Source organism: Taklimakanibacter deserti (assembly GCA_003574785.1).
Genome location: QORU01000020.1, coordinates 1 through 21,341, shown reverse-complemented (window position 1 = coordinate 21,341; position 21,341 = coordinate 1). Strand labels below are relative to the sequence as shown.

The following is a 21,341-nucleotide window of genomic DNA, read 5'->3' as shown; positions in this document are numbered from 1 at the left end:
GGCGAGGGTATTTCACACCGGATTGATATAGGCCGTCTTGACCGAAGTATAGAACTCGGCCGCATGCCGGCCCTGCTCGCGCGGACCGTAGCTCGAGCCTTTGCGCCCGCCGAAGGGCACATGATAGTCGACGCCCGCCGTCGGCAGATTGACCATCACCATGCCGGCCGCCGAAGCCTTGCGGAAATGATTGGCATATTTGAGCGATGAGGTGGCGATGCCGGAGGAAAGGCCGAAAGCCGTGTCATTGGCGACCGTCAGCGCCTCGTCATAGCTCTCGACCTTGATCACCGAGGCCACGGGCCCGAAGATCTCTTCGCGGTTGATGCGCATCTTGTTGTCGGTGCCGACGAACAAAGCCGGGCTCAGATAATGGCCCTTGGTGTCGCGGTTGAGCAATTCGCCGCCCCAGGCGAGCTCGGCGCCCTCATGCCGGCCGATATCGATATAGGAAAGGTCCTGCGCCAGCTGGTTCTCATCGACCACCGGGCCGATCTGGGTGCCCTCCTTCAGCGCATTGTCCACCTTGAGCGCCTTCAGCGCCGCGATCGTCTTGTCGACGAAGGCGTCATGGATCTTGCTCTGCACGATGAGGCGCGAGGAGGCGGTGCAGCGCTGGCCGGTCTGGTAGAAGGCGCCGTCGACGGCGGCCTGGACCGCGACGTCGAGATTGGCGTCGTCGAGCACGATGAAGGGATTCTTGCCGCCCATTTCGAGCTGGAACTTGGCGCCGCGCGCGGCGCAGGCCTGCGCCACCCGCGCCCCCGTCGCCACCGAGCCGGTAAAGGAAATCGCATTGACGTCGGGCGAATCGAGGAGCTTCTGGCCGACCACCGAGCCCTTGCCCATCACCAGATTGACCACGCCCTTGGGCAGCCCGGTGCGCGAGAGTATTTCGACCAGCGCCCAGGCCGTGCCCGGTACCAGGTCGGCGGGCTTGAACACCACCGTATTGCCGAAGGCGAGCGCCGGCGCCATCTTCCAGGCGGGGATGGCGATCGGGAAATTCCACGGGCAGATGAGGCCGACGACGCCCAGGGGCTCGCGCGTCACCACCACGTCGATGCCGGGGCGAACCGAGGGAATGGCGATACCTTCGAGCCGCAGGGTCTCTTGTGCGAAGAATTTGAAGATCTGGGCGGCGCGTATCGTCTCGGCGATGCCATTGGCGAGGGTCTTGCCTTCCTCGCGGGCGAGCAATTTGCCGATCTCGTCCTTGCGCGCCAGGAGCTCTTGACCGGTGGCTTCGAGGATATCGGCGCGCTGCTGTGGCGTCGTCTGAGCCCAGGCCGGTGCCGCGGCCTTGGCGGCGGCGATGGCCGCCTCGGTATCGGTGTCGCTTCCTTGCGCATAGGAGCCGACGATGTCGGAGAGATCGGACGGGTTGATGTTGTCCTTGGCATGGTCGCTGCCGACCCATTCGCCATTGATGAAGTTCTTGTTCAGTGTCATAGCGGCTCTCCGGAAATTGCGGGTTCCCTTTTTTTCGCGTTCGGCTCTAGCATGCCCGGGGCCTCGCAGGAAAGGATGAGAAGATGAGGATCGGTTTCGTTGGTCTGGGGCTGATGGGCTCCGGCATGGCCGGCCATCTGATGGAGAGGGGCCACGAGTTGTGGCTGATGGCGCATCGCAACCGCAGTTTCATCGATCCCTTGCTTGGCAAAGGCGCCCATGAGGCAAAGGATCTGGGCACCCTCGCCAAGGAAAGCGAGGTGATCATCCTGTGCCTCACCACCGCGAAAGTGGTGGAGGAGACGATTTTGGGGCTGATGCCCCATTTGCGCCGTGGCCAGATCATCATCGATACCGGCACGACCGATCCTCAGACGACGCGCCGCCTGGCGCGCGAGCTGAAGGTGCAAGGCGTCGCCTATGCCGATGCGCCCATGGCGGGCGGGCCTGAGCAGGTGGCGAAGAAGGAAGTGGGCGCCCTGATCGGGGCCGACGAGCAGACTTTTGCGGCCATCGCGCCGCTTGTCTCCTGCTATGCCAGCCGCCTGAAGCATTTCGGTCCGCCGGGTTCGGGCCATGTGGCGAAGCTCATCTCCAATTATCTGGTGATCGGCATGATCGGCCTCGTCACCGAGGCCTTCACCACGGCGCGCAAGGCGCAAGTCGACTGGAAGGACCTCTATGAGGTGATGCTCAACGGCTCCGGCAATTCCGGCGTCTTGCGCAAGATGATGGAGGCAGCGCTCGCCGGCGATTTCGACGGCTATAAATTCTCCCTCACCAATGCCGCCAAGGACATCGGCTATTATTCGGCGCTCGCCCAGGAACTCGAGCAGTTGACGCCGCTCACCGAGGCTGTAGAGCAGATCTTCGCCAAGGCGGTCGCCACGGGTCACGGCGGGCGCAATGTCAGCCACCTGCTCGACCCGGCCATCGACGATGTGACGTAAACCAGAACGCAAGGCTCCGATGCTCAAGCTCAATCCCAATATCACCGTCATCGAGGAGGAAGGCGCCTTCGCCGTTCTCGACCGCGCCCTCGCTCTGAAAGCCAAGGGTGCGCCCGTTATCAATCTCGGCATCGGCCAGCCGGATTTCTCGCCGCCGCGCCATATACTGGAAGCGGCCGAGAAGGCGGTGCGCGATGGGCCGCATGGCTATACGACGCCGATTGGCATCCTGCCCTTGCGCGAGGCGGTCGCCGCCCATGTTTCGAGTCGATTCAAAGTGCCGGTCTCGCCCGAAGAGGTCGTTATCGTGCCGGGCGGCAAGGTCACCTTCTATTTCGCCTGCCTGCTCTTCGGCGGTCCGGGGGCGGAGATCCTCTATCCCGATCCGGGCTTCCCGCCCTATCGCGAGGCGATCCGCTCGGGCGGCGCCAAGGGTGTTCCCTACCCGATCCGCGAGGAGAAGGATTTCGGTTTCGATGCCGATGAGGTGCTTTCTCTCATCACCCCCAACACGCGCCTCATCATGATCAACTCGCCCGCCAATCCGACGGGCGGCGTCGTAGATAGCGTGGAGATCACGAAGCTCGCCCACGGCCTCGCGCGCCATCCCGAGGTCGCGGTTCTGTCGGACGAGATTTACAGCCACCTCACTTTCCAGGGAGCCAAATTCACGAGCTTCCTCGATTTCCCCGATCTGCGTGACCGCACCATCATCCTCGACGGCTGGTCGAAGACCTTCGCCATGACCGGCTGGCGGCTGGGCTTCGGCATCTGGCCCAAGGCGCTGGTCGATCATGTGCGGAAGCTCATCACCGTCGATCATTCCTGCGTCAATGTCGCGGCCCAGATGGCGGGGCTCGCCGCGATGACCGGGCCGATGGACGAGATCGAGGGTTTCCGCAGGAGTTTCGAGAAGCGCCGCGGGTTAGTCGTCGACGGGCTCAACGCGCTTAGAGGTGTATCCTGCCGCATGCCGGGCGGCGCCTTCTATGCCTTTCCCAATGTGAAGGCGACGGGACGCGCCTCGCGCGATCTGGCGCGCGACCTCCTGAATCAAGCCCATGTGGCGCTCATCCCGGGTGAGAGCTTCGGCGACAATGGCGCCGGCTATTTGCGCCTCTCCTATGCCGCGAGCGAGGCCGAGCTCAAGGAAGCGCTGGGCCGGATGAAGAATCTTCTCGGTTAGGTATCGAACCGACACTCGGTGGAAGAAAGGGCCATGCCGGACGCGGACCTTTAAGGGGCTGAGGATGGGAAGGTGGCGCCGGCATGGCTGGGCAGTCGGGTGATGCCAGGAAAAGGGAACGCGACTGACGCCTCCTGGTGAACTTAACCTGGCTTTAATTTATGACACGCCAATGACGGTTCTGCCGGGTGATTCATGACATTCTGAGCGCCACCGCGCCGAGGACGATCAGCACCGCGCCCATGAGCCGGAAGCCCGTCACCTTCTCTTTCAGGAAGACCGCCGACATCAGCATGACGAAGAGGATGCTGGTTTCGCGCAGTGCCGCGACCGCGGCGATGGGAGCAAGACTCATCGCCCAGATGACGATCCAATAGGCGCCGGCCGAGAGGGCAGCGCCGGCGGTGCCGCTCTTCCAGGAAGGCAGAATCTGCCGGAAGGCGGCAGGCCCGCGGGTCAGGAGGGCGACGATGATCATGAACACGGCATCGAGCACGAACAGCATGCCGGCATAGGCGGAAGCCGAGCCCGACAGGCGCGCGCCGAAACCGTCGACGATCGTATAGGCGGCGATGAAGCCCGAGGTGCCCAGCGCGAAGAACAAGGTCATGCCGTCGAGCCGGATCGATTGATGGCCGGGCCGCGCGGTGAGCCAGATGCCTCCGACCAGAAGAAGGATGCCGAGGGCGCCGATCCCGCCGACGGTTTCGCCCGCCAGCGCCCAGGCGGCGATGAAGGTGATGAGCGGCGCCGTGCCGCGCGCGATCGGATAGACCTGGCTGAGGTCGCCGGTGCGGTAGCTGCGCGCCAGGAACATGTTGTAGCCCACATGCAGCAGTCCCGAGGTGATGAAATAAGGAGCGCTTGCCAGGCTGGGCCAGGGGAAGGCGATCAGCATCGCGATCCCCATGAGGCCCATCACGCAGGAGATGAGGAGCAGCGCCAGGAAGCGGTCGAGGTCGAGCTTGACCAGGAGGTTCCAGCTCGCATGCAGGAGGGCCGCGAGAAGAACGGCCAGGAAGATATGAAGGTCCACTTATTTCACCGGGTCCCCGAAGACCCGCCCGGAATCGCCGAATGCCGGGCTCTATAACCCAGTAAAGCGAATAAAGAAATGGCTCAGCAATTGGTGCAGTCGAGCGTCTTGCCGATGCGCGGGCGCATGCTGATCCGGTATTTCATGTCGATCGACGTGAAGCCGAACATCTGGAGCGCGATGGGGGCGATCGTCGTGCAGACCGACGCGACCAGTATGTCATTGCCGTCGGTCATCTCGTTGGTGCCGAGCGCCTGCATGTCGGCGGCCGTAAGAGCGGCCCCGCACGCGCTGCCGCCATTGGCGGAATAGGACCATTGCTGCTGGACGGCGCCGTTCTTCTTGCGGAAATCGCGCATCGTCATTTTGACATCGGCAAGCTTCAAGGGCGCGATGATCCGGCCGATGCCGTTCCAGAAGGCGTCGATCTCGGCCTTCGTCACTTGCCCGTTGCTCTGGGTGGTGAGATCGGTGACCGTGCTGCCGGCCACCACCAGGCGGCGATGCGCCATGTACCAGTTGCCGAGATCGACGGTGCCGAAATAGAGCAGGAGCAGGACGGGCGCGATGAGAGCGAGCTCGATGGCGGCGACCCCTTGGCGGTCGCGGATGAACCGGCGGATCTTGGCGTGAAGCTGTCGCATGGGTCCTCAGCCGCCGTAAGGCTCGTTGCGGAACATGGCGCCGGCGACGAGGCGGCGCACCGAGCTGTTCGGGCCCATATTGGCGAGCTGGCTGATGCCCGGCACGGTGAGCTGCCAGTCATAGCGCGCCTGCACCAGCACCCATTCCATCGGCCCGCCCGGCTGGAAGGACTGCGCCGTGGCGTCCTGGACGGTCATCATGTCAGGGCCGGTAATCGCCGCCAGGCTCGCCGATTTGGTGATGTCGACGCGAATATTGGTACAATTGATATAGGAGGCGACATTCTTGCACAGCAGTTCCTTGAACTTGCTCTCGCTGATATTCTGGGTCTGGACCTGGCCGGTGCGGATGAGGCGGGCAGTCTCGGTGAGGCCGTTCTGCAGCGCGATGTCGGTAAAGATCACGGCGGCGGTCTCGAAGATGACCAGAAGCAGCCAGAAGAACGGCAGGGCGACGAGGGCGAATTCGACGGCGGCCGCGCCATCCTGCTTACGGGCGAAGGCGGCAATGAGCAGTCGCGCGCCTGTGATTTTGCGCCGTCCCTTGGCGTGTGCTGCGTTTCCCGCGGTCATGCGGCAGCCTTAGCAACTCGCTATTGCGGTGAATTGAAAATATTCACTCAAATTTTAATGATTGCCCTTCGCGGCGGCGGTCAGTCGCCCTTCGCGCCGCCGGCAGCGAGGTCGCTCTTGGTCTGCATTTCCTTGGCCAGCGGATCGAAGACGCGGACCAGCTCGTCGCCCACTTGCAGGGTCTGCTCGCACATCGGCGCGCAGGCGAGGCTCATGCGCCCGCCGGCCTTGAACACATGGACGGCGTTCTTGTCGGTGATCTGGACCGTGACGTCGAGGGCGGCGAGCTGCTTGCCCTCGCGATCGAGGATGATGACATTGGTGACGCCGTAAGTACGGCCCATCAGCACCACGCGCTCGCCCTGCACCGTGACATCGGCGATAGAGGGGTTGCCGACCACCACCGTGCCCGGCTGGTCCGTCAGCTGGATGATCTTCGCCTGGTCGGCATAGATGGTGACGTCGTTCGCGGCCAATGCGGGGCCGGCAAGGGACAAGAGAGCCGCGGCGATTGCAAGGCCGGGTAAGGAAAAATTAATCATGGCGCGAGGGTCCCTCATTGCCGGATCGCTCGCAGCATGGCGCCGGCGATCTGTCGCACCGCCGATTTGATCCGAGAATGGTGAAGTTTCCCTTACAGCGCCCTTTTCCCGATCCCCTTGAACTTCTGCGTCTGCGCGATGAGCGCACGCTCGGCCGGCAGGCGCTCCATCGACGAGGCGCCGTAGAAGCCGTGGCAGTGGGGACAATGCTTGAGGATGAATTCCGCGTCCTCGGGCTCGGCGATCGGCCCGCCATGGCAGAGCACGATGATGTCGTCGCGCACTTTCCGCGCCGCGGCGATCATCTCGTTGATGAGCTTGGCGCTGTCCTTGAGCGTGAAGGCGGTCGAGGCCCCGATGGCGCCCCCCGTCGTCAGCCCCATATGGCAGACCAGGATGTCGGCGCCGGCCTTCGTCATCGCGGCGGCTTCATCGACGGTGAAGGCGTAGGGCGTCGTCAGCATGTTCTTGGCGTGGGCGAGACGGATGAGATCGACCTCGAGCCCATAGCCCATGCCGGTCTCCTCGAGATTGGCGCGCATCTTGCCGTCGAAGAGGCCGACGGTCGGGAAATTCTGGATGCCGGCGAAGCCCAGCGCCGCAAGCCGGTCGAGGAAATCGTCGAACAGGCAGAAGGGATCGGTGCCGTTGACCCCCGCCAGCACCGGCGTCTTCTTGACCACCGGCAGCACCTCGCGCGCCATGTCGAGCACGATGTCATTGGCATTGCCATAGGCCATCATGCCGGCGAGCGAGCCGCGACCCGCCATGCGGTAGCGCCCGGAATTATAGATGATGATGAGATCGATGCCGCCCGCCTCCTCGCATTTGGCGGACAAACCGGTGCCGGCGCCGCCGCCGATGATCGGCTCGCCTTTGCGGATCATGTCGCCGAAGCGGGCGAGCAGCTCTTCTCGGGTGAAGCGTCTCATGCGGGCAGGCTCTCCTTCTCGGCAATCTCGCGGAAGGCCTCGACCAGGGCCTTGGCGAAGTCGGGATCATTGATGTGATGGGGCAGCTTGACCAGCCGATGCCCGGGGCTGGCCGCGAAATTCTCCTCGATCGTCGTGAACAGCGCCCGGTCGGCGGCCTCGTCGAAGAAAGGCTTGCCCGTCTGGTCGAGCGCCGACACGCCCTTCATCGGCAAGAGGAAGCGGACCTCGCCTTTCATGCGGTTGAGCTTTTCCGCGATGAACCGGCCGATGCGCTCATTCTCCATGACACTGGTGCGCATCAGCGTGACATTGGCATTGTGGACATGGAGCAGACGTTGCCGCAATCCGGCCGGCACCGTGTCCATGCCCCAGAAATTCGCCATGTCGAGCGCCCCCGTCGAGCCGACATAGGGAATGTCATGGCGGGCGAAGGCATCGAGACGGGAGGGTCCCGCCGAGAGCACGCCGCCCGCGATCTCGTCGGCGATCTCGGTGGTGGTGACATCGATGACGCCTGAGAAGAAGCCCGATGCCGCCAGCGTCTCGAAGGATTGTCCGCCGCTTCCCGTCGCATGGAAGACGACGCAGTCATAATCGGCCTCGAGCAGCTTCGTCACCTGCTGCACGCAGGCTGTGGTGACGCCGAACATGGTGAGGCCGATGGCGGGCTTCTCGGCCTCGCCGGCGATCGGCTCGGCCCGCATCATGCCGGCAAGCGCGCCCGCGGCATTGGCCAGCACCCGGCGCGAGATGCGGTTGAGGCCCGCAATGTCGGTGACCGGATAGATCATGGCGATGTCGGAGGAGCCGACATGCGGCCGGACGTCGCCGCTGGCGATGGTCGAGACCATGACCTTGGGCGTGCCGACCGGCAAGGCGCGCATCGCGGGTGTCGCGAGCGCGGTGGCGCCGGAGCCCCCGGCCGCGATGATGCCGCCGACATCGTCGCGCGCGCGGATGAAGTAGGTGAAGGCCTCCGCCATGGCGGCGACCGCGCTGCCGCGCTCGCCGGTGAAGACGGCGGCCGCGGCCATCGGATGATAGGTGGCGACGGAGAGGGCGCCGATATCGGCCGCGGATGCGGCCGTGCCGCCCGAGGTCGACAGATCGACGGTCGTGACCGGGATGCCCTGGTGCTCGAGGCAATCCTTGAGATAGAGCAGCTCGCGCGCCTTGGTGTCGAATGTGCCGGCCACATAGGCGGTCTTGCCGGTCTTGGCGTTTCTTCCCATGGAACGACTGTGCATGAGGGGGAGGGTAAAGTCATGCATAAACCTTCCCATGCCAAGCCCTGCGACAGGCGGCGCGGCCTCTGCTATGAGAGTGCCGACAGGAGGCCCGCATGACGTTCCGAAGCCTTGTTTCATCTCTGATCCTTTCCGCCGCGCTGGCAACAAGTGCTCACGCCGCGTCCCAGAAGGAGACGTCCAAGGACTGGACGGCGAGCCTCGACGAGGTCAATACCGGCGAGGATCTGCGCAAGACCTGCAGCGCCTGGACCACCGCTAAGGATGCCGCCGGCAAGGACTGGACGCTCAAGCTCGCGATCAGCAACGGCGATGTCCTGCCGCCCGATGGCTATCCGGCCATTGTCGTCGGCTCGGCGGCGGGCGGCTTGCCCAAGGGCGAGAACCAGCCCGCGAGCTTCGATTTCGGCGACAAGAAGCTCGAGGCAAAGGTCTCGGGCGATGGCAAGGAAGCGATGATCAATAATGTGAAGGCGACGAGCCTCGCTCTATTGAAGGGCCTCGCCGCCGGCAGCGCGGTCACGGTGACGCTCGCCGGCAAGCCGACGCCGTCGCTATCGCTTGCAGGCTTCACCGCTTCCTATCGCAAGCTCGGCCAATGGTGCGGTTTTCAAACGAGTGATGTGGCGAAATGACCCGGTATCTGTTTCTTCTCCTCAGCGCTCTGATCCTCTTCGTCTCGCCTGTAGAGGCCGCGAGCTTCGATTGCAGCAAGGCGGCAAAGCCCGATGAGCGCGCCATTTGCGCGACCCCCGATCTCTCCGCCCTCGACAGCGAGATGGGCGGCCTGTGGTTCGCCTTCAGCAAGGTGCCGATGCTGATGGGCTCGAATGGTGCCCGCATGGACGATGCGCAGAATTTCCTGCAACAGCGCGCCCAATGCGGCGGCGATCTCGCCTGTTTGCGCCAGCTCTATCGGGCCCGCATCGATGCGCTGAAGCAAGGCATCGTCCGGGCGATGGACGACTATGCGAGGCTCCAGAACGGGGATCCGGCGCAATGATCCGCTGAGCGAGGGAACTACTTCCCTCTCCCGTCCACAAACTCGATCGCCGCCCTGAGCGCGTCTTCTCGCGTCATGGCCGATGTCTCGAGCACATAAGCGTCCTTCGCCGGCACGAGCGGCGCATGGGCACGGGTGCGGTCGCGCTCGTCACGCGCTTTGATCTCGGCGAGTACCGTCTCGAACGGCACCACCTCGCCCCTCTCGGCGAGCTCGGCATGGCGGCGCCGGGCCCTGACCTCCGGGCTCGCGGTGACGAAGATCTTCGCTTCGGCGTCCGGGCAGACCACGGTGCCGATATCGCGCCCGTCGAGCACCGCGCCGGGGGCGCGACTTGCGAAATCGCGCTGGAAGCCGAGGAGCGCCTCGCGCACTTTCAGATTGGCGGCGACGATCGAGGCGGCTTCGCCCACCTTTTCACTGCGCAGGTCCGGCTCATGCATCAGGTCGGGCTTGAGCGCCTGTGCCGCCCTGAGCGCCGCCGCTTCATCGCGTGGATCATGGCCCCGGACCAGCACGGCGAACCCCACCATGCGATAGAGCGACCCGGTATCGAGGAAATGATAGTTGTAATGCCGGGCGAGCGCGCGCGCCAGCGTGCCCTTGCCGGCGGCCGCGGGTCCATCGACCGCGATGATCATGCGACGGGCTCGATGCGGCAGCCCATGCCGTTCATCAGCGCGATGAAATTCGGGAAGCTGGTGGCGATCATGGCGCTGTCATCGACGCTGACCGCGTCTCTCGCCGCCAGCCCCATCACCAGGAAGGCCATGGCGATGCGGTGATCGAGATGGGTCGGGACGGTGCCGCCGCCATTGGGCGAACCGCCCTCGACCGCGAGCCAGTCAGGGCCTGAGCGCGTGGTGACGCCATTCGCCTGCAGCCCCGCCTCGACAGCCGCGAGGCGGTCGCTTTCCTTCACCCGCAACTCATCGAGACCTTCCATATGGGTGATGCCGTCGGCGAAGGATGCGGCCACGGCAAGTGCGGGATATTCATCGATCATCGATGGCGCCCGCGCTTTCGGCACGCTGATACCCTTGAGCCTCGATGCGCGCACATGCAGGTCGCCCACCTCCTCGCCGCCCGCAAGGCGTCGGTTCTCGATTTCGATATCGCCGCCCATCTCGATGAGCGTGGTGATGAGGCCGGTGCGCGTTTCGTTCAGCATCACATTGGCTATGGTGATGTCGGAGCCCTCGGTGATGAGGGCGGCGACCAGAGGGAAGGCGGCCGAGCTCGGATCGCCCGGCACGTCGATCGCCTGTGCCTTGAGCTCGCGCTGGCCCATGACATGGATATGGCGGCCGTCGTCTTTCTGCTCGACCGCGATTTCGGCGCCGAAGGCTTTCAGCATGCGCTCGGTGTGATTGCGCGTGGCCTGGGGCTCGATGACGGTGGTGCGGCCGGGCGTATTGAGGCCGGCGAGCAGCACCGCCGATTTGACCTGGGCCGAGGCGACCGGGAGCCGGTAGGTGATGGGCACGGCATCGCGTGCGCCATGGAGGGTCAGCGGCAGGCGGCCGCCCTCCTCGGTCTCGAAGCGGGCGCCGATCTGCGAGAGCGGCACGGTGACGCGGCCCATGGGCCGCTTCGACAGCGAGGCATCGCCGATGCAGCGGGCGGTCAAGGGGGTTGCGGCCATCAGGCCCAGCGCCAGGCGCACGCCGGTGCCGGAATTGCCGAAATCGAGATCGCCCTTGGGGCTCGTGAGGCCGGAGACGCCCACCCCCTGGATGCGCCAGATACCGTCCTTGTCGCGCGAAACCTTGGCGCCCAGCGCCTGCATGGCCTTGGCCGTATTGACCACGTCCTCGCCTTCGAGGAGGCCCTGGGCCCGGGTCTCGCCCACGGCGATGGCGCCCAGCATCAAGGAGCGATGCGAGATCGATTTGTCGCCCGGCACGCGGATCAGGCCCTTGAGCGCCTGGGCCTTGCGGGAACGGAGGGGTGCGGGGCTTGAACCGTGCACGGGAAAGTCCAATTTTATGGGGGTCGGGGTGTTGGCGTCGGCTCCTATCATGGGGTTTTTCGCCTGTCACCTTTGCTTTTGACAAGCGGGTCCGAGCATGGCATGGAGCCCGCAATCACCGCAATTTCAAGCCCCTTAAGAGGATCAACCGTGGTCAAGGCTGAACTCGGAACCAAGCGTACATGCCCGTCCTGCGGGTCGAAATTCTATGATCTGCTGAAGTCGCCGATCATTTGCCCGAAATGCGGGGTGAGCTTCATTGCCGCCCCCTTGCTGCCCTCCAAGGGCGATGTGCCGCAGGCCGCCGTGGCCAAGCCGGTGCGCGAGGCTCCCAAGCCCGCCCCCGCGGATGCCGAGGAGGTGTCCGATGTCGAGCTTGTCAGCCTCGAGGAGGTCGAGGAGGGAGGCGATCAGGAGGACGAGACTGCCGCCATCGCCGATGTCGATCTGGGCGAGGAGGAGGAAGCGTCCGAATCGGAAGAGGATTCGACTTTCCTGGTCGAGGACGAGGAAGAGAATTCCGACGTCTCGGGCTATCTCGACGGCGGCCCGGGCGGCGGCGGCAAGGAAGGCGAGGAAGAGGTCTGATTTTTGCCTCTCCCCGCTTAGCGCAGAGGGCGGCAAGTTTTGCTTGCTAAATGCCGAGGGCGGCACTAGTTTCCGCCCGCTTCGCAAGGCTGAGACGAGCCTGCGCGGCATCCCAATTCGAGGGCGAGAAGCCGCCCGTTCGAAAACCCAGTGTGGGGTCATAGCTCAGTTGGGAGAGCGCTTGAATGGCATTCAAGAGGTCGTCGGTTCGATTCCGTCTGGCTCCACCACTCACTCTCTGGCGAAAACCGGTGTGATCTCCGCGGCTCAGATGCCGGCATACCATTCATAGCCGCGATCGGCCCAATAGCTGCCGTGGCCCTCTCCGATCTGGCCAAAGTCGGACACGAGCTCGATGCGGCGGATGTATTTGGCCATCTTGTAGCCGAGCTGGCGTTCGACCCGGACCCGCAAGGGCGCCCCATTGGCGACGGGCAACGGCTTGTCGTTCATGACATAGGCGAGGATCGTCTGCGGGTGGCGGGCATCGATGAGGTCGATGGACTCGTAATAGAGAATTTCGCCGCTGAGGCTTCTCTCGATCGCATCGAAACAATGGAAGACGACATAGCGGGCATGAGGCTTGACGCCCACCTGATCGAGGATGTGCTGCAAGGGCGTGCCCTGCCATTTGGCGATGCAGCTCCAGCCTTCCACGCAATCATGCCGGGTGATCTGTGTCCGTGACGGCATGGCGCGGAGCGCATCGAGCGTGAAGCGCATGGGCCGCTCGACGAGGCCGTCCACCATGAGCTGATAGTCGGTGAAATTCCCTTGCAGCAGTGTCAGATAGTCATCGGTATCGGGTTCGATGGACCCGTTGGGATGCTGGTCCTGCCTGATATCCGCTTCGGCGAATTCCGGAGCCAGCAGGTCGGGCGATTGCAGGAGGCGTTGCGTCCTGTAGGTCAGCTTGTTCATGCCGATCATGAAGTCGCGCATGGCGTTCTCGCGGTCTTTCAAGAAATCAAAGGCGTCGCAGCCGCCCAAGGGGAGGGCCGCGGCCGAGGCGAGACCGGCGCGCAGCAGGGACCGCCGCGTGAGGACCAGCCTAGCCATGGGATGCCTCGCTCTTGCGTCGCGGCGACAGGCGATAGCGCCCGGTGACGATCGAGCGCAATTCGTTGAAAGGTCCCGCGAGCAGGATCATCGCCATGTGCACGACGAAGAACAGGACCAGCAGGACCATGACGGCGAAATGGACGGTGCGCGCGCTCTGCCGGCCGCCAAAGAGCTCAGGCAGCCACGGCATCACGGCATTCATGCCCGGCGACATCGCAAGGCCGGTGAGGATGATCAGGGGGAAGAGCACGAACAGCACGCCGCCATAAGCGAGCTTCTGCAAGGGCGAGTAACGCACCGCGTGAATGAAGCGAAGCTTGAGGTGGTCGCGAATATCGGGGACGAGGTTCTTGGCATCGCGCGCCGTGGGCAGGAGATCCTTGCGCAAGTGACGGTTGAAGAGGGATGCAACGAGCCATAAAGCGAGCGTCATCACCAGGATCCAGGCAAAGAAGAAATGCACGACGCGGCCCGTCGCCAGGTCTTGCGTCGAGGGGATGATCAGCCAGGACGGAAAGCCTTCGATCTCGAGGATCGCGTTCTCGTAAGTGAAGCCCGATTGATCGCCGAGATAGAGGGCGGGATGCGCGTTGAAGATCTGCAGACCGGACAGCAGCAGGAAGAACAGGCACACCGCCCATGTCCAATGCGTCACGCGGGTCGCGAGCTTTTGCCGCTTGATCAGTCGTCCGGGATTGTATGGCCGATCCGGCATGGTGGTGGTCCCTGTGCATGAGGCCTCTCCGGCGCCATCGAGCGCGCCGGAGAGGCTCGTTTCCGGTGTGACTCAGCTCTTCGGCAGGAGAACCTTGTCGATCACATGGATGACGCCGTTCGACTGCTTGACATCGGCGATCGTGACGCGGGCTACGCCGCCATTCTCATCGGTGATGCGCACCTTGTTGCCTTTCAGCGAAAGCTTGAGCTGGCATCCGCCCACCGTCTCGACGACATGCACGCCGCCGTCGTCATTCACCATCTTCTTGATGGCCGAGCTCAGCGCCTTGGCCGGGATCACATGGCAGGTGAGAACCTTGACCAGCGTGGCCTTGTTTTGGGGCTTGAGCAGATTGTCGACCGTGCCGGCGGGAAGCGCCGTAAAAGCCTTGTTCACGGGCGCCAGCACGGTGAAGGGCCCAGGCGTCTGCAGCGTGTCGACGAGGCCTGCCGCCTTCACCGCGGCGACGAGGGTCGTATGGTCCTTGGAGTTCACGGCATTCTGGATGATGTTCTTGTTTTCGAACATGGGCGCACCGCCCACATTGGGATTGCCGGCGAATGCCGACGTGGCGCAGACAGACAGGAGGGTGGCGCAAAGCGCAGCGCGAAGGGTCATCATGGGACTGTTCCGTTTTTGAGGTTCAGTTGCGGTGTCCCCCTCATTCGGGGACATTCCTATTGACGGATGAGCCGGGCATAAAGTTTCAGGACGCCGAACAGGCTGGGGCATGGCCCTTGCGGATCGTCGCGGTGCGGGTCCTGGAAGCGAGACTTGCGGCTAATCTTCGCGGAACGCCCGGTTCATCTGATCGGACAGCGGCTCGACCAGATATGACAGCACGGTGCGCTCCCGCGTCTGCAGGAATACTTCCGCCGGCATTCCAGCTGCGAGGGACAAATCGCCGAGCTTCGACACTTCTTCCTTGGGCAGTTGAATGCGGGCCGAATAGTATTCCGCCCCGGACTTCTGATCGACCGTGAGATCGGCCGCGACCTTCGCGACAAGGCCGATCAGCTCGGGCGTGGTCTGCTGGTTGAAGGCCGAAAGGCGCACCAGCGCCTTCTGGCCATGCGCGACCTGATCGATGTCCTGAGGGGCGATGCGGGCTTCGACCGTCGATTCGTCGCTGACCGGCACGATCATCATGATAGGCTCACCGGCAGTGATGACCCCGCCGATCGTATGGATCATCAGCTGATGGACGATCCCGTTTTGCGGGCTTCGTATGTCTATCCGCTTCAATTGATCCTCGGCCGCGACCTTGCGTTCGACAAGCTCGGCGATCCGGGCCTGGACCTCGCGCAGCTCGCCTGCCACCTCGCTGCGCAGATCCTGGTCGACCTGGATGATCTGCAGCTCGATCTCGCTGCTGCGGCCTTTGGTCTGCGCGATCGCCGATATCAGCTGCCCGTGCTCGCCCGTGAGGCGCGTGGCATCGCGTTCGAGCGCGGTCAGGCGGTCGAGTGAGACCAGCTTGCTCTGCCACAAGGTGCGGATGCTCTCGAGCTCGCGCCCGATGAGCTCGATCTCTCTGGTCTTCGCGGTCTTCTGCTCGTTGAGCCCGGCCGTCTCCTCGGCCAGTTGGGAAATCCGCTCGCGCAGCTGCGATTTCTGTCCATGGCGCGCATCGCGCCTGAGCGCGAACAGCGATGTTTCGCCGGCCAGAATGCCGGCGACGCCGGTATCGTCGCGGCGCGCCAGAAGATCTTCCGGAAACCGGACGCCGTCTTTTCCGTCGCGCTCGGCTTCGAGCCTTGCGAGCCGCGCCCTGAGCTCGTCGAGGCTCTTCGCCACGATCGCGAGATTGGCCTTGGTCACGGTTTCATCGAGCCGGACGAGGACGTCTCCGGCTCTGACATTGTCGCCTTCGCGCACATTGATGGCGCCGACGACCCCGCCCGTCGGATGCTGCACCTTCTTGACATTCGAATCGACGACGAGCGTTCCCTGCGCGATGACCGCGCCCGACAGCTCGGTCATCGCCGAAAGCCCACCCATGCCGCCGACAAGCAGAACCAGGGTCGCCGCCGCGGCCAGCATGTATTTCTTGATGGACCGATCGGGATCGGCGCTGGGCTTGCCGGCCGTCATGACGCGCCCGCCGCTTCCGTCGAGGGGACGATCTTCAAGGGCGGAGCGTGACCGGTCTTTGGCCGGCTCATGGCGCCCATTACTTCGTCCTTCGCGCCAAAGGCCTGTGCCCGCCCGTTGGCCAGCACCAGTATCTGGTCCAGTGCCGCAAGCGCGCTCGGGCGATGCGCGACCACGACGGCGATGCCGCCTCTCGTTCGAATGCCCTTGATGGCTTCGGTGAGCGCCGCCTCGCCATCGGCATCGAGATTGGAGTTGGGCTCGTCCAGCACGACGAGGAACGGATTGTCGTAGAGGGCGCGCGCCAGGGCGATGCGCTGCCGCTGCCCGGAGGACAATGCCGATCCCGATTCGCCGACGCGCGTGTCGTAGCCCTCTCTCATGCCGACGATGAGCCCGTGGACGCCCGCCGCTTTCGCGGCATCGATGATCTTGCGGGCCGGCGGATTCGTCTCGAAGCGGGCGATGTTCTCCGCGATCGTGCCGTCGAAGAGCTGAACGTCCTGTGGCAGATAGCCGACATGCTTTCCTCTCTCGGCCGGATCCCATTGGTCGAGGGATGCGCCATCCAGGCGCACATGGCCGGCCGCCGGCTGCCACACGCCCGCCAAGGCGCGCGCGAGAGACGACTTGCCCGATGCGCTCGGTCCGATGATGGCGAGCCCTGCGCCTTTCGTCAGCATGAAGCTGATATCATGGACGACGAGGCGTCTTTCCCCGGGCGGCGTGACACTGATGCCGTCGACCGTCAGCGCCGAGCCTGGCTGTGGCAGGGCGACGCTGACCTCGTTCGCCGGGAACGCCGCCAGGAGCGACTTCAGCCTGCCCCAGCTCTGCCGCGCCGAGACGAAGCCCTTCCAATGCGCGATGGAGAGTTCGATCGGCGCCAGGGCGCGGCTCAGGATGATCGAGCCCGCGATCATGATCCCGCCCGATGCTTCCTGGTGGATCACCAGATAGGCGCCGATGCCGAGCACCCCGGACTGAAGCGCCAGCCGCAAGACCCGCGAGGCGGTGCCGAGCGCGCCGGTCACGTCGCTGGCCCTGGCCTGGGCATCGAGATATTCGCGGTTTATCGCCGACCATCGCTCCGCGATCCGCTCGCCGAAGCCCATGGCGTGCACGACCTCGGCATTGCGCCGGCTCGCCTCGGCGAACGCGTTGCGGCTCGCCGCATGGTTGCCGGCGAGCCTGGTCGGCTCTCTCGTGCGCAGCTCCGTCAGGAGCGTCAGGCCGCATAAGAGGATTGCCCCTGCGAGGGCCGCTACACCGATCCAGAAGTGAAAGAGAAAGCAGATGGCGAGATAGAGCGGCACCCAGGGCAGGTCGAAGAGCGCCGTCGGACCGACGCTCGACATGAAGGATCGCACTTGATCCAGGTCTCTGAGCGGCTGCAGGCCGTCGCCCGACGATCTGGCCCTCAGCGGGGCAAGAAGCAGGGCGGAATAGACTTGTCCGCTCAGCCGGCGATCGAGGGCGAGGCCTATGCGGCCGAGAAGCCGTGATCGGATGAGTTCCAATATCCCCTGGAACAGGAACAGGGTTCCGGCGAGGAGCGCCAGCGCCAGCAAGGTGGGGATGCTGCGGCTGGGCAGCACCCGGTCATAGACCTGCAGCATGAAGAACGAGCCCGTGAGCGCCAGGATATTGATGGCGCCGCTGATGAGGCCGATGGCGGTGAAGGCCGTTCTGAAATGGGCAAGGGCCGCCGCCAGCACCGGTTTCGGCGCCATCTTGCCGTTGGCTAGTGGTGCCTGGCTCATTTGGCTTCGCGCCGGCTAGGGAAATCCAGGCGCGACCGGCCAAGCAAACCGCATCCCGCCCAGGACAATCGCCCGGACGCGTGGAATGACCTGTCCGAATCGGCCGCCGTCCCGAGTTTCGTCAGAGCAACCTGTCCTTGTGTCGGAGCTGCCTTGCGCAGCGTAAGATATATGCTTACCTTCGGTTAATAATTATGTCATCCCCCATTTGGGGGTGGCGGACAAGAAACTGGTTGCCTAGCGTTCCTCTGATCCGACTCTGCAAGCATCTGACGGCGACTTCAAAATCAGCGGGATCTCGATATGGCCAAGCTCACGGGAACGGCGCTTCGCGAGCGATTCAATACTTTAGGAATTTTTACCTGGAACGGGACGGCCTGGGTCCTGACCAGCCCGTCGGCAACCACCTCCGCGGGTGACATCGTCAATGCCGGCGCCGGCGATGACGAAATCGATGGCGCTGGTGGAAACGACCAGCTCTTCGGTCAGGCCGGCAACGACCTGATCGTCGCCGGCATCGGCAACGATGTCGTCGACGGTGGCGACAACAACGACGTCATTTATGGCGGCACGGCCGCGAGCAACGCCGTCGGATCCGGAAAGGACGATCTGCGCGGCGGCGCCGGCAACGACACGATCTATGGCGGTGACGGCGACGACAGTTTGCGCGGCGACACCGGCGACGACAGCCTCCATGGCGAAGCCGGAAATGATGCCGTCGATGGCGGAGACGGCAACGACATCATCTATGGCGGCACGGCCTCGGCCAATGCCGCGGGTTCCGGAAAGGACAATCTGCGCGGCGGTGCCGGCAGCGACACGATTTACGGCGGCGACGGGGACGATGGGCTGCGCGGCGACGCCGGTAACGACAGTCTCTATGGCGAAGCCGGGAATGATACCGTCGATGGCGGAGACGGCAACGACACCATCTATGGCGGCACGGCCTCGGCCAATGCAGCGGGTTCCGGAAAGGACGAGCTGCGCGGCGGTACCGGCAGGGACACGATTTACGGCGGCGACGGCGACGATGTGCTGCGCGGCGACACGGCCGACGACACCCTTTATGGCGAATCCGGCAACGATTCCCTTTCCGGGGGAGACAACAACGATGTCCTCGTTGGTGGGGCCGGCGCCGACGCGCTGAACGGCGGCGCGGGCGGAGATCGCTACGTGTTCGATGCTGTGGGTGATTCTCAGGCGGCCGCCAATCGTGGCTTCAGCACCACGACCGGCGACACGATCGACAGCTTCGCCTCCACGGCCGAAACCACCAATGCCGGACTTCGCGACAAGATCGACCTCACCGGCCTCGCCGCTTCCGCGGGCCACAGCCTTTCCTGGGCGGGCACGTCGCCCGCACCTTATGGCGTCTGGTACTCTGCCTCCTCGCGCACCACCCTGGTGAACATCGACACGACCGGCGACGGCCTGGCCGATATGGTCATCAGGATCAATTCGAGAGAAAGTCTGGGCGCCGGCGATTTTCTGGGCCTCAGCCCGTCCGACCTGATCGCGCCGATCGTTTCCGGCTCGGCCTATGGCGCCAATGACGGCGCCCTCAAGGCCTCGGACACGATCACCTTGACCCTGACCTTCTCGGAGGCCGTCGTAGTCACCGGCGGTGTTCCGACCCTCTCCTTGAGCGGCGGCGGCACGGCGATCTATCAGGCGGGCTCCGGAACCGCATCACTCACTTTCCTTTATACGGTGGCGCCCGGCCAGAACACGGCCGATCTCGCAATATCCGGGCTCGCTCTCAATTCGGCCAGCATCAAGGACGTGGCGGGTAACGCTGCCGATCTCTCGGGCGTCGTATCGAACCCGGCAGACATCGTTCTGGTCGACACGACGCCGCCTTCGGCGTCGATCACACTCAATACCATCACCGCCGACAGCATCCTCAATGCGGCGGAGGCTGGCGGCACGGTCGCGGTGACCGGCACCGTCGGCGGCGATGTGCACAATGGCGACATCGTCACGCTGACCATCAATGGCACGACTTACACCGGCCCTGTCGCGGGCGGCGCTTTCAGCATCGATGTGCCGGGCTCGGCCCTGGCGGCGGACGACAACGTGACCGTCGATGCCAGCGTGACGACGACGGACATAGCCGGCAACAGCACCACGGCCAATGACACCCAGACCTACAGCGTCGACACGACGCCGCCTCCGGCCTCGATCACGCTCAATGCGATCACGGCGGACAATGTGCTCAATGCGGCAGAGGCTGGCGGCACGGTTGCCGTCACCGGCACGGTGGGTGGCGATGTCCAGGACGGCGACACGGTCACGCTGACGATCAATGGTGCGACCTATACCGGCCCCGTCGCGAGTGGCGCTTTCAGCATCGATGTCCCGGGCTCGGCCCTGACTGCGGACGACAACGTGACCGTCGATGCCAGCGTGACGACGACGGACATAGCCGGCAACAGCACTACGGCCAACGACACCCAGACCTACAGCGTCGACACGACGCCGCCTCCGGCCTCGATTACCCTCGATGCGATCACCGCCGACAACATCCTCAATGCGGCGGAAGCCGGCGGCACGGTGGCCATCACCGGGACGGTGGGCGGCGACGTCCAGGACGGCGACACCGTCACTCTGACGATCAACGGCTCGACCTATACCGGCCCTGTCGCCAGCGGCGCCTTCAGCATCGATGTCCCGGGCTCGGCTCTGACCAGCGACAGTAACTTCACCGTCGATGCCAGCGTCACCACCACGGACACGGCCGGCAACAGCACGACGGCGAATGACAGCCAGATCTACAGCGTCGACACGACGCCGCCTTCGGCCTCGATTACCCTGGCGCCGATCACCGCCGACGACATCGTCAATGCGGCAGAGGCTGGCGGCACGGTTGCCGTCACCGGCACGGTGGGTGGCGATGTCCAGGACGGCGACACGGTCACGCTGACGATCAACGGCGCGACCTATACCGGCCCCGCCGCGGGCGGCGCTTTCAGCATCGATGTCCCGGGCTCGTCCCTGACCAGCGACAGTAACCTCACTGTCGATGCCAGCGTCACGACCACGGACATAGCCGGCAACAGCACGACCGCTAACGACACCCAGACCTACAGCGTCGACACGACGCCGCCTCCGGCCTCGATTACCCTGGCGCCGATCACCGCCGACAATATCCTCAATGCGGCGGAAGCCGGCGGCACGGTTGCCGTCACCGGCACGGTGGGTGGCGATGTCCAGGACGGCGACACGGTCACTCTGACGATCAATGGTGCGACCTATACCGGCCCCGTCGCGAGTGGCGCTTTCAGCATCGATGTGCCGGGCTCGGCCCTGGCTGCGGACGACAACGTGACCGTCGATGCCAGCGTCACCACCACCGATACGGCCGGCAACAGCACGACGGCGAATGACAGCCAGACCTACAGCGTCGACACGACGCCGCCTCCGGCCTCGATTACGCTTGATGCGATCACCGCCGACAACATCGTCAATGCGGCGGAAGCCGGCGGCACGGTGGCCGTGACCGGCACGGTGGGTGGCGACGTCCAGGACGGCGATACGGTCACTCTGACCATCAACGGCGCGACCTATACCGGCCCT

The 21,341-nt window shown here is 64.4% G+C and carries 20 protein-coding genes and 1 tRNA gene; 7 read left to right on the top strand and 14 right to left on the bottom strand.

What is annotated here, in order from left to right; genetic code table 11:
- Positions 1-12: 12 nt before the first annotated feature.
- Positions 13-1,452, bottom strand: a complete 1,440-nt coding sequence (locus tag DS839_RS31410) for an aldehyde dehydrogenase family protein (protein ID WP_119274498.1) — start codon at positions 1,450-1,452, stop codon at positions 13-15.
- Between the two features lie 83 nt (positions 1,453-1,535).
- On the opposite strand from DS839_RS31410, the gene DS839_RS31405 reads away from it, so the two are divergent.
- Complete coding sequence (locus DS839_RS31405; RefSeq protein WP_119274497.1) at positions 1,536-2,402, top strand: NAD(P)-dependent oxidoreductase; 867 nt, start codon at positions 1,536-1,538, stop codon at positions 2,400-2,402.
- Between the two features lie 19 nt (positions 2,403-2,421).
- The gene (locus DS839_RS31400; protein ID WP_119274496.1) at positions 2,422-3,588 is read left to right on the top strand and encodes a pyridoxal phosphate-dependent aminotransferase; all 1,167 of its coding nucleotides are present in this window, start codon (positions 2,422-2,424) and stop codon (positions 3,586-3,588) included.
- Between the two features lie 193 nt (positions 3,589-3,781).
- Here DS839_RS31400 and DS839_RS31395 read toward each other — a convergent pair whose 3' ends face one another.
- From DS839_RS31395 to DS839_RS31370, 6 genes are all read right to left on the bottom strand, one after another.
- Positions 3,782-4,624, bottom strand: a complete 843-nt coding sequence (locus DS839_RS31395; protein WP_119274495.1) for an EamA family transporter — start codon at positions 4,622-4,624, stop codon at positions 3,782-3,784.
- Between the two features lie 83 nt (positions 4,625-4,707).
- On the bottom strand, positions 4,708-5,268 hold the full coding sequence (locus tag DS839_RS31390) for a TadE/TadG family type IV pilus assembly protein (RefSeq protein WP_119274494.1): 561 nt from the start codon (positions 5,266-5,268) through the stop codon (positions 4,708-4,710).
- A 6-nt stretch (positions 5,269-5,274) separates the two neighbouring features.
- Entirely contained in the window at positions 5,275-5,841 is a 567-nt protein-coding gene (locus DS839_RS31385) for a TadE/TadG family type IV pilus assembly protein (protein ID WP_119274493.1), read from the bottom strand.
- 80 nt (positions 5,842-5,921) lie between these two features.
- On the bottom strand, positions 5,922-6,383 hold the full coding sequence (locus tag DS839_RS31380; protein WP_162918929.1) for a pilus assembly protein N-terminal domain-containing protein: 462 nt from the start codon (positions 6,381-6,383) through the stop codon (positions 5,922-5,924).
- Between the two features lie 92 nt (positions 6,384-6,475).
- Positions 6,476-7,315 (bottom strand): phosphoenolpyruvate hydrolase family protein, encoded by an 840-nt coding sequence (locus DS839_RS31375; RefSeq protein WP_119274491.1) that lies wholly within the window; start codon positions 7,313-7,315, stop codon positions 6,476-6,478.
- Positions 7,312-8,550: a Tm-1-like ATP-binding domain-containing protein gene (locus DS839_RS31370; RefSeq protein WP_119274490.1), complete on the bottom strand. Its 1,239-nt coding sequence runs from the start codon at positions 8,548-8,550 to the stop codon at positions 7,312-7,314. The genes DS839_RS31375 and DS839_RS31370 overlap by 4 nt, the downstream gene beginning before the upstream one ends.
- Positions 8,551-8,660: 110 nt before the next feature.
- Here DS839_RS31370 and DS839_RS31365 point away from each other — a divergent pair, with 110 nt between their 5' ends.
- Positions 8,661-9,200, top strand: a complete 540-nt coding sequence (locus DS839_RS31365; protein ID WP_119274489.1) for a hypothetical protein — start codon at positions 8,661-8,663, stop codon at positions 9,198-9,200.
- Positions 9,197-9,568, top strand: a complete 372-nt coding sequence (locus DS839_RS31360; RefSeq protein ID WP_119274488.1) for a lysozyme inhibitor LprI family protein — start codon at positions 9,197-9,199, stop codon at positions 9,566-9,568. The genes DS839_RS31365 and DS839_RS31360 overlap by 4 nt, the downstream gene beginning before the upstream one ends.
- Positions 9,569-9,585: 17 nt before the next feature.
- On the opposite strand, the gene cmk is transcribed toward DS839_RS31360, so the two are convergent.
- Both cmk and aroA read right to left on the bottom strand, forming a co-directional pair.
- On the bottom strand, positions 9,586-10,209 hold the full coding sequence (gene cmk, locus DS839_RS31355) for a (d)CMP kinase (RefSeq protein ID WP_119274487.1): 624 nt from the start codon (positions 10,207-10,209) through the stop codon (positions 9,586-9,588).
- The gene (gene aroA, locus DS839_RS31350; RefSeq protein WP_368912027.1) at positions 10,206-11,540 is read right to left on the bottom strand and encodes a 3-phosphoshikimate 1-carboxyvinyltransferase; all 1,335 of its coding nucleotides are present in this window, start codon (positions 11,538-11,540) and stop codon (positions 10,206-10,208) included. The genes cmk and aroA overlap by 4 nt, the downstream gene beginning before the upstream one ends.
- Before the next feature lie 150 nt (positions 11,541-11,690).
- Here aroA and DS839_RS31345 point away from each other — a divergent pair, with 150 nt between their 5' ends.
- Positions 11,691-12,128, top strand: coding sequence for a TIGR02300 family protein (locus DS839_RS31345; RefSeq protein ID WP_368912026.1), 438 nt, complete (start codon positions 11,691-11,693; stop codon positions 12,126-12,128).
- A gap of 154 nt (positions 12,129-12,282) precedes the next feature.
- Positions 12,283-12,358 (top strand) — tRNA-Ala (locus tag DS839_RS31340).
- A gap of 37 nt (positions 12,359-12,395) precedes the next feature.
- Here DS839_RS31340 and DS839_RS31335 read toward each other — a convergent pair.
- The 5 genes from DS839_RS31335 to DS839_RS31315 all read right to left on the bottom strand — a co-directional run bounded on the left by DS839_RS31335 (position 12,396) and on the right by DS839_RS31315 (position 17,765).
- Complete coding sequence (locus tag DS839_RS31335) at positions 12,396-13,187, bottom strand: molybdopterin-binding protein (RefSeq protein WP_119274484.1); 792 nt, start codon at positions 13,185-13,187, stop codon at positions 12,396-12,398.
- A complete protein-coding gene (locus tag DS839_RS31330; protein ID WP_119274483.1) occupies positions 13,180-13,905 on the bottom strand; it encodes a cytochrome b/b6 domain-containing protein in 726 nt (241 codons plus the stop codon). Before DS839_RS31330 ends, DS839_RS31335 begins: the two co-directional genes overlap by 8 nt.
- A gap of 72 nt (positions 13,906-13,977) precedes the next feature.
- The gene (locus DS839_RS31325; protein ID WP_119274482.1) at positions 13,978-14,529 is read right to left on the bottom strand and encodes a fasciclin domain-containing protein; all 552 of its coding nucleotides are present in this window, start codon (positions 14,527-14,529) and stop codon (positions 13,978-13,980) included.
- A gap of 159 nt (positions 14,530-14,688) precedes the next feature.
- Positions 14,689-16,002 carry an HlyD family type I secretion periplasmic adaptor subunit gene (locus tag DS839_RS31320; RefSeq protein ID WP_119274481.1) on the bottom strand — a complete coding sequence of 438 codons (1,314 nt, stop codon included), beginning with the start codon at positions 16,000-16,002 and terminating at the stop codon, positions 14,689-14,691.
- Complete coding sequence (locus DS839_RS31315; protein WP_368912025.1) at positions 15,999-17,765, bottom strand: type I secretion system permease/ATPase; 1,767 nt, start codon at positions 17,763-17,765, stop codon at positions 15,999-16,001. Before DS839_RS31315 ends, DS839_RS31320 begins: the two co-directional genes overlap by 4 nt.
- A 303-nt stretch (positions 17,766-18,068) precedes the next feature.
- On the opposite strand from DS839_RS31315, the gene DS839_RS31310 reads away from it, so the two are divergent.
- Positions 18,069-21,341, top strand: a 3,273-nt coding sequence (locus tag DS839_RS31310; RefSeq protein WP_119274479.1) for a beta strand repeat-containing protein, incomplete at its 3' end; no start/stop codon positions are given.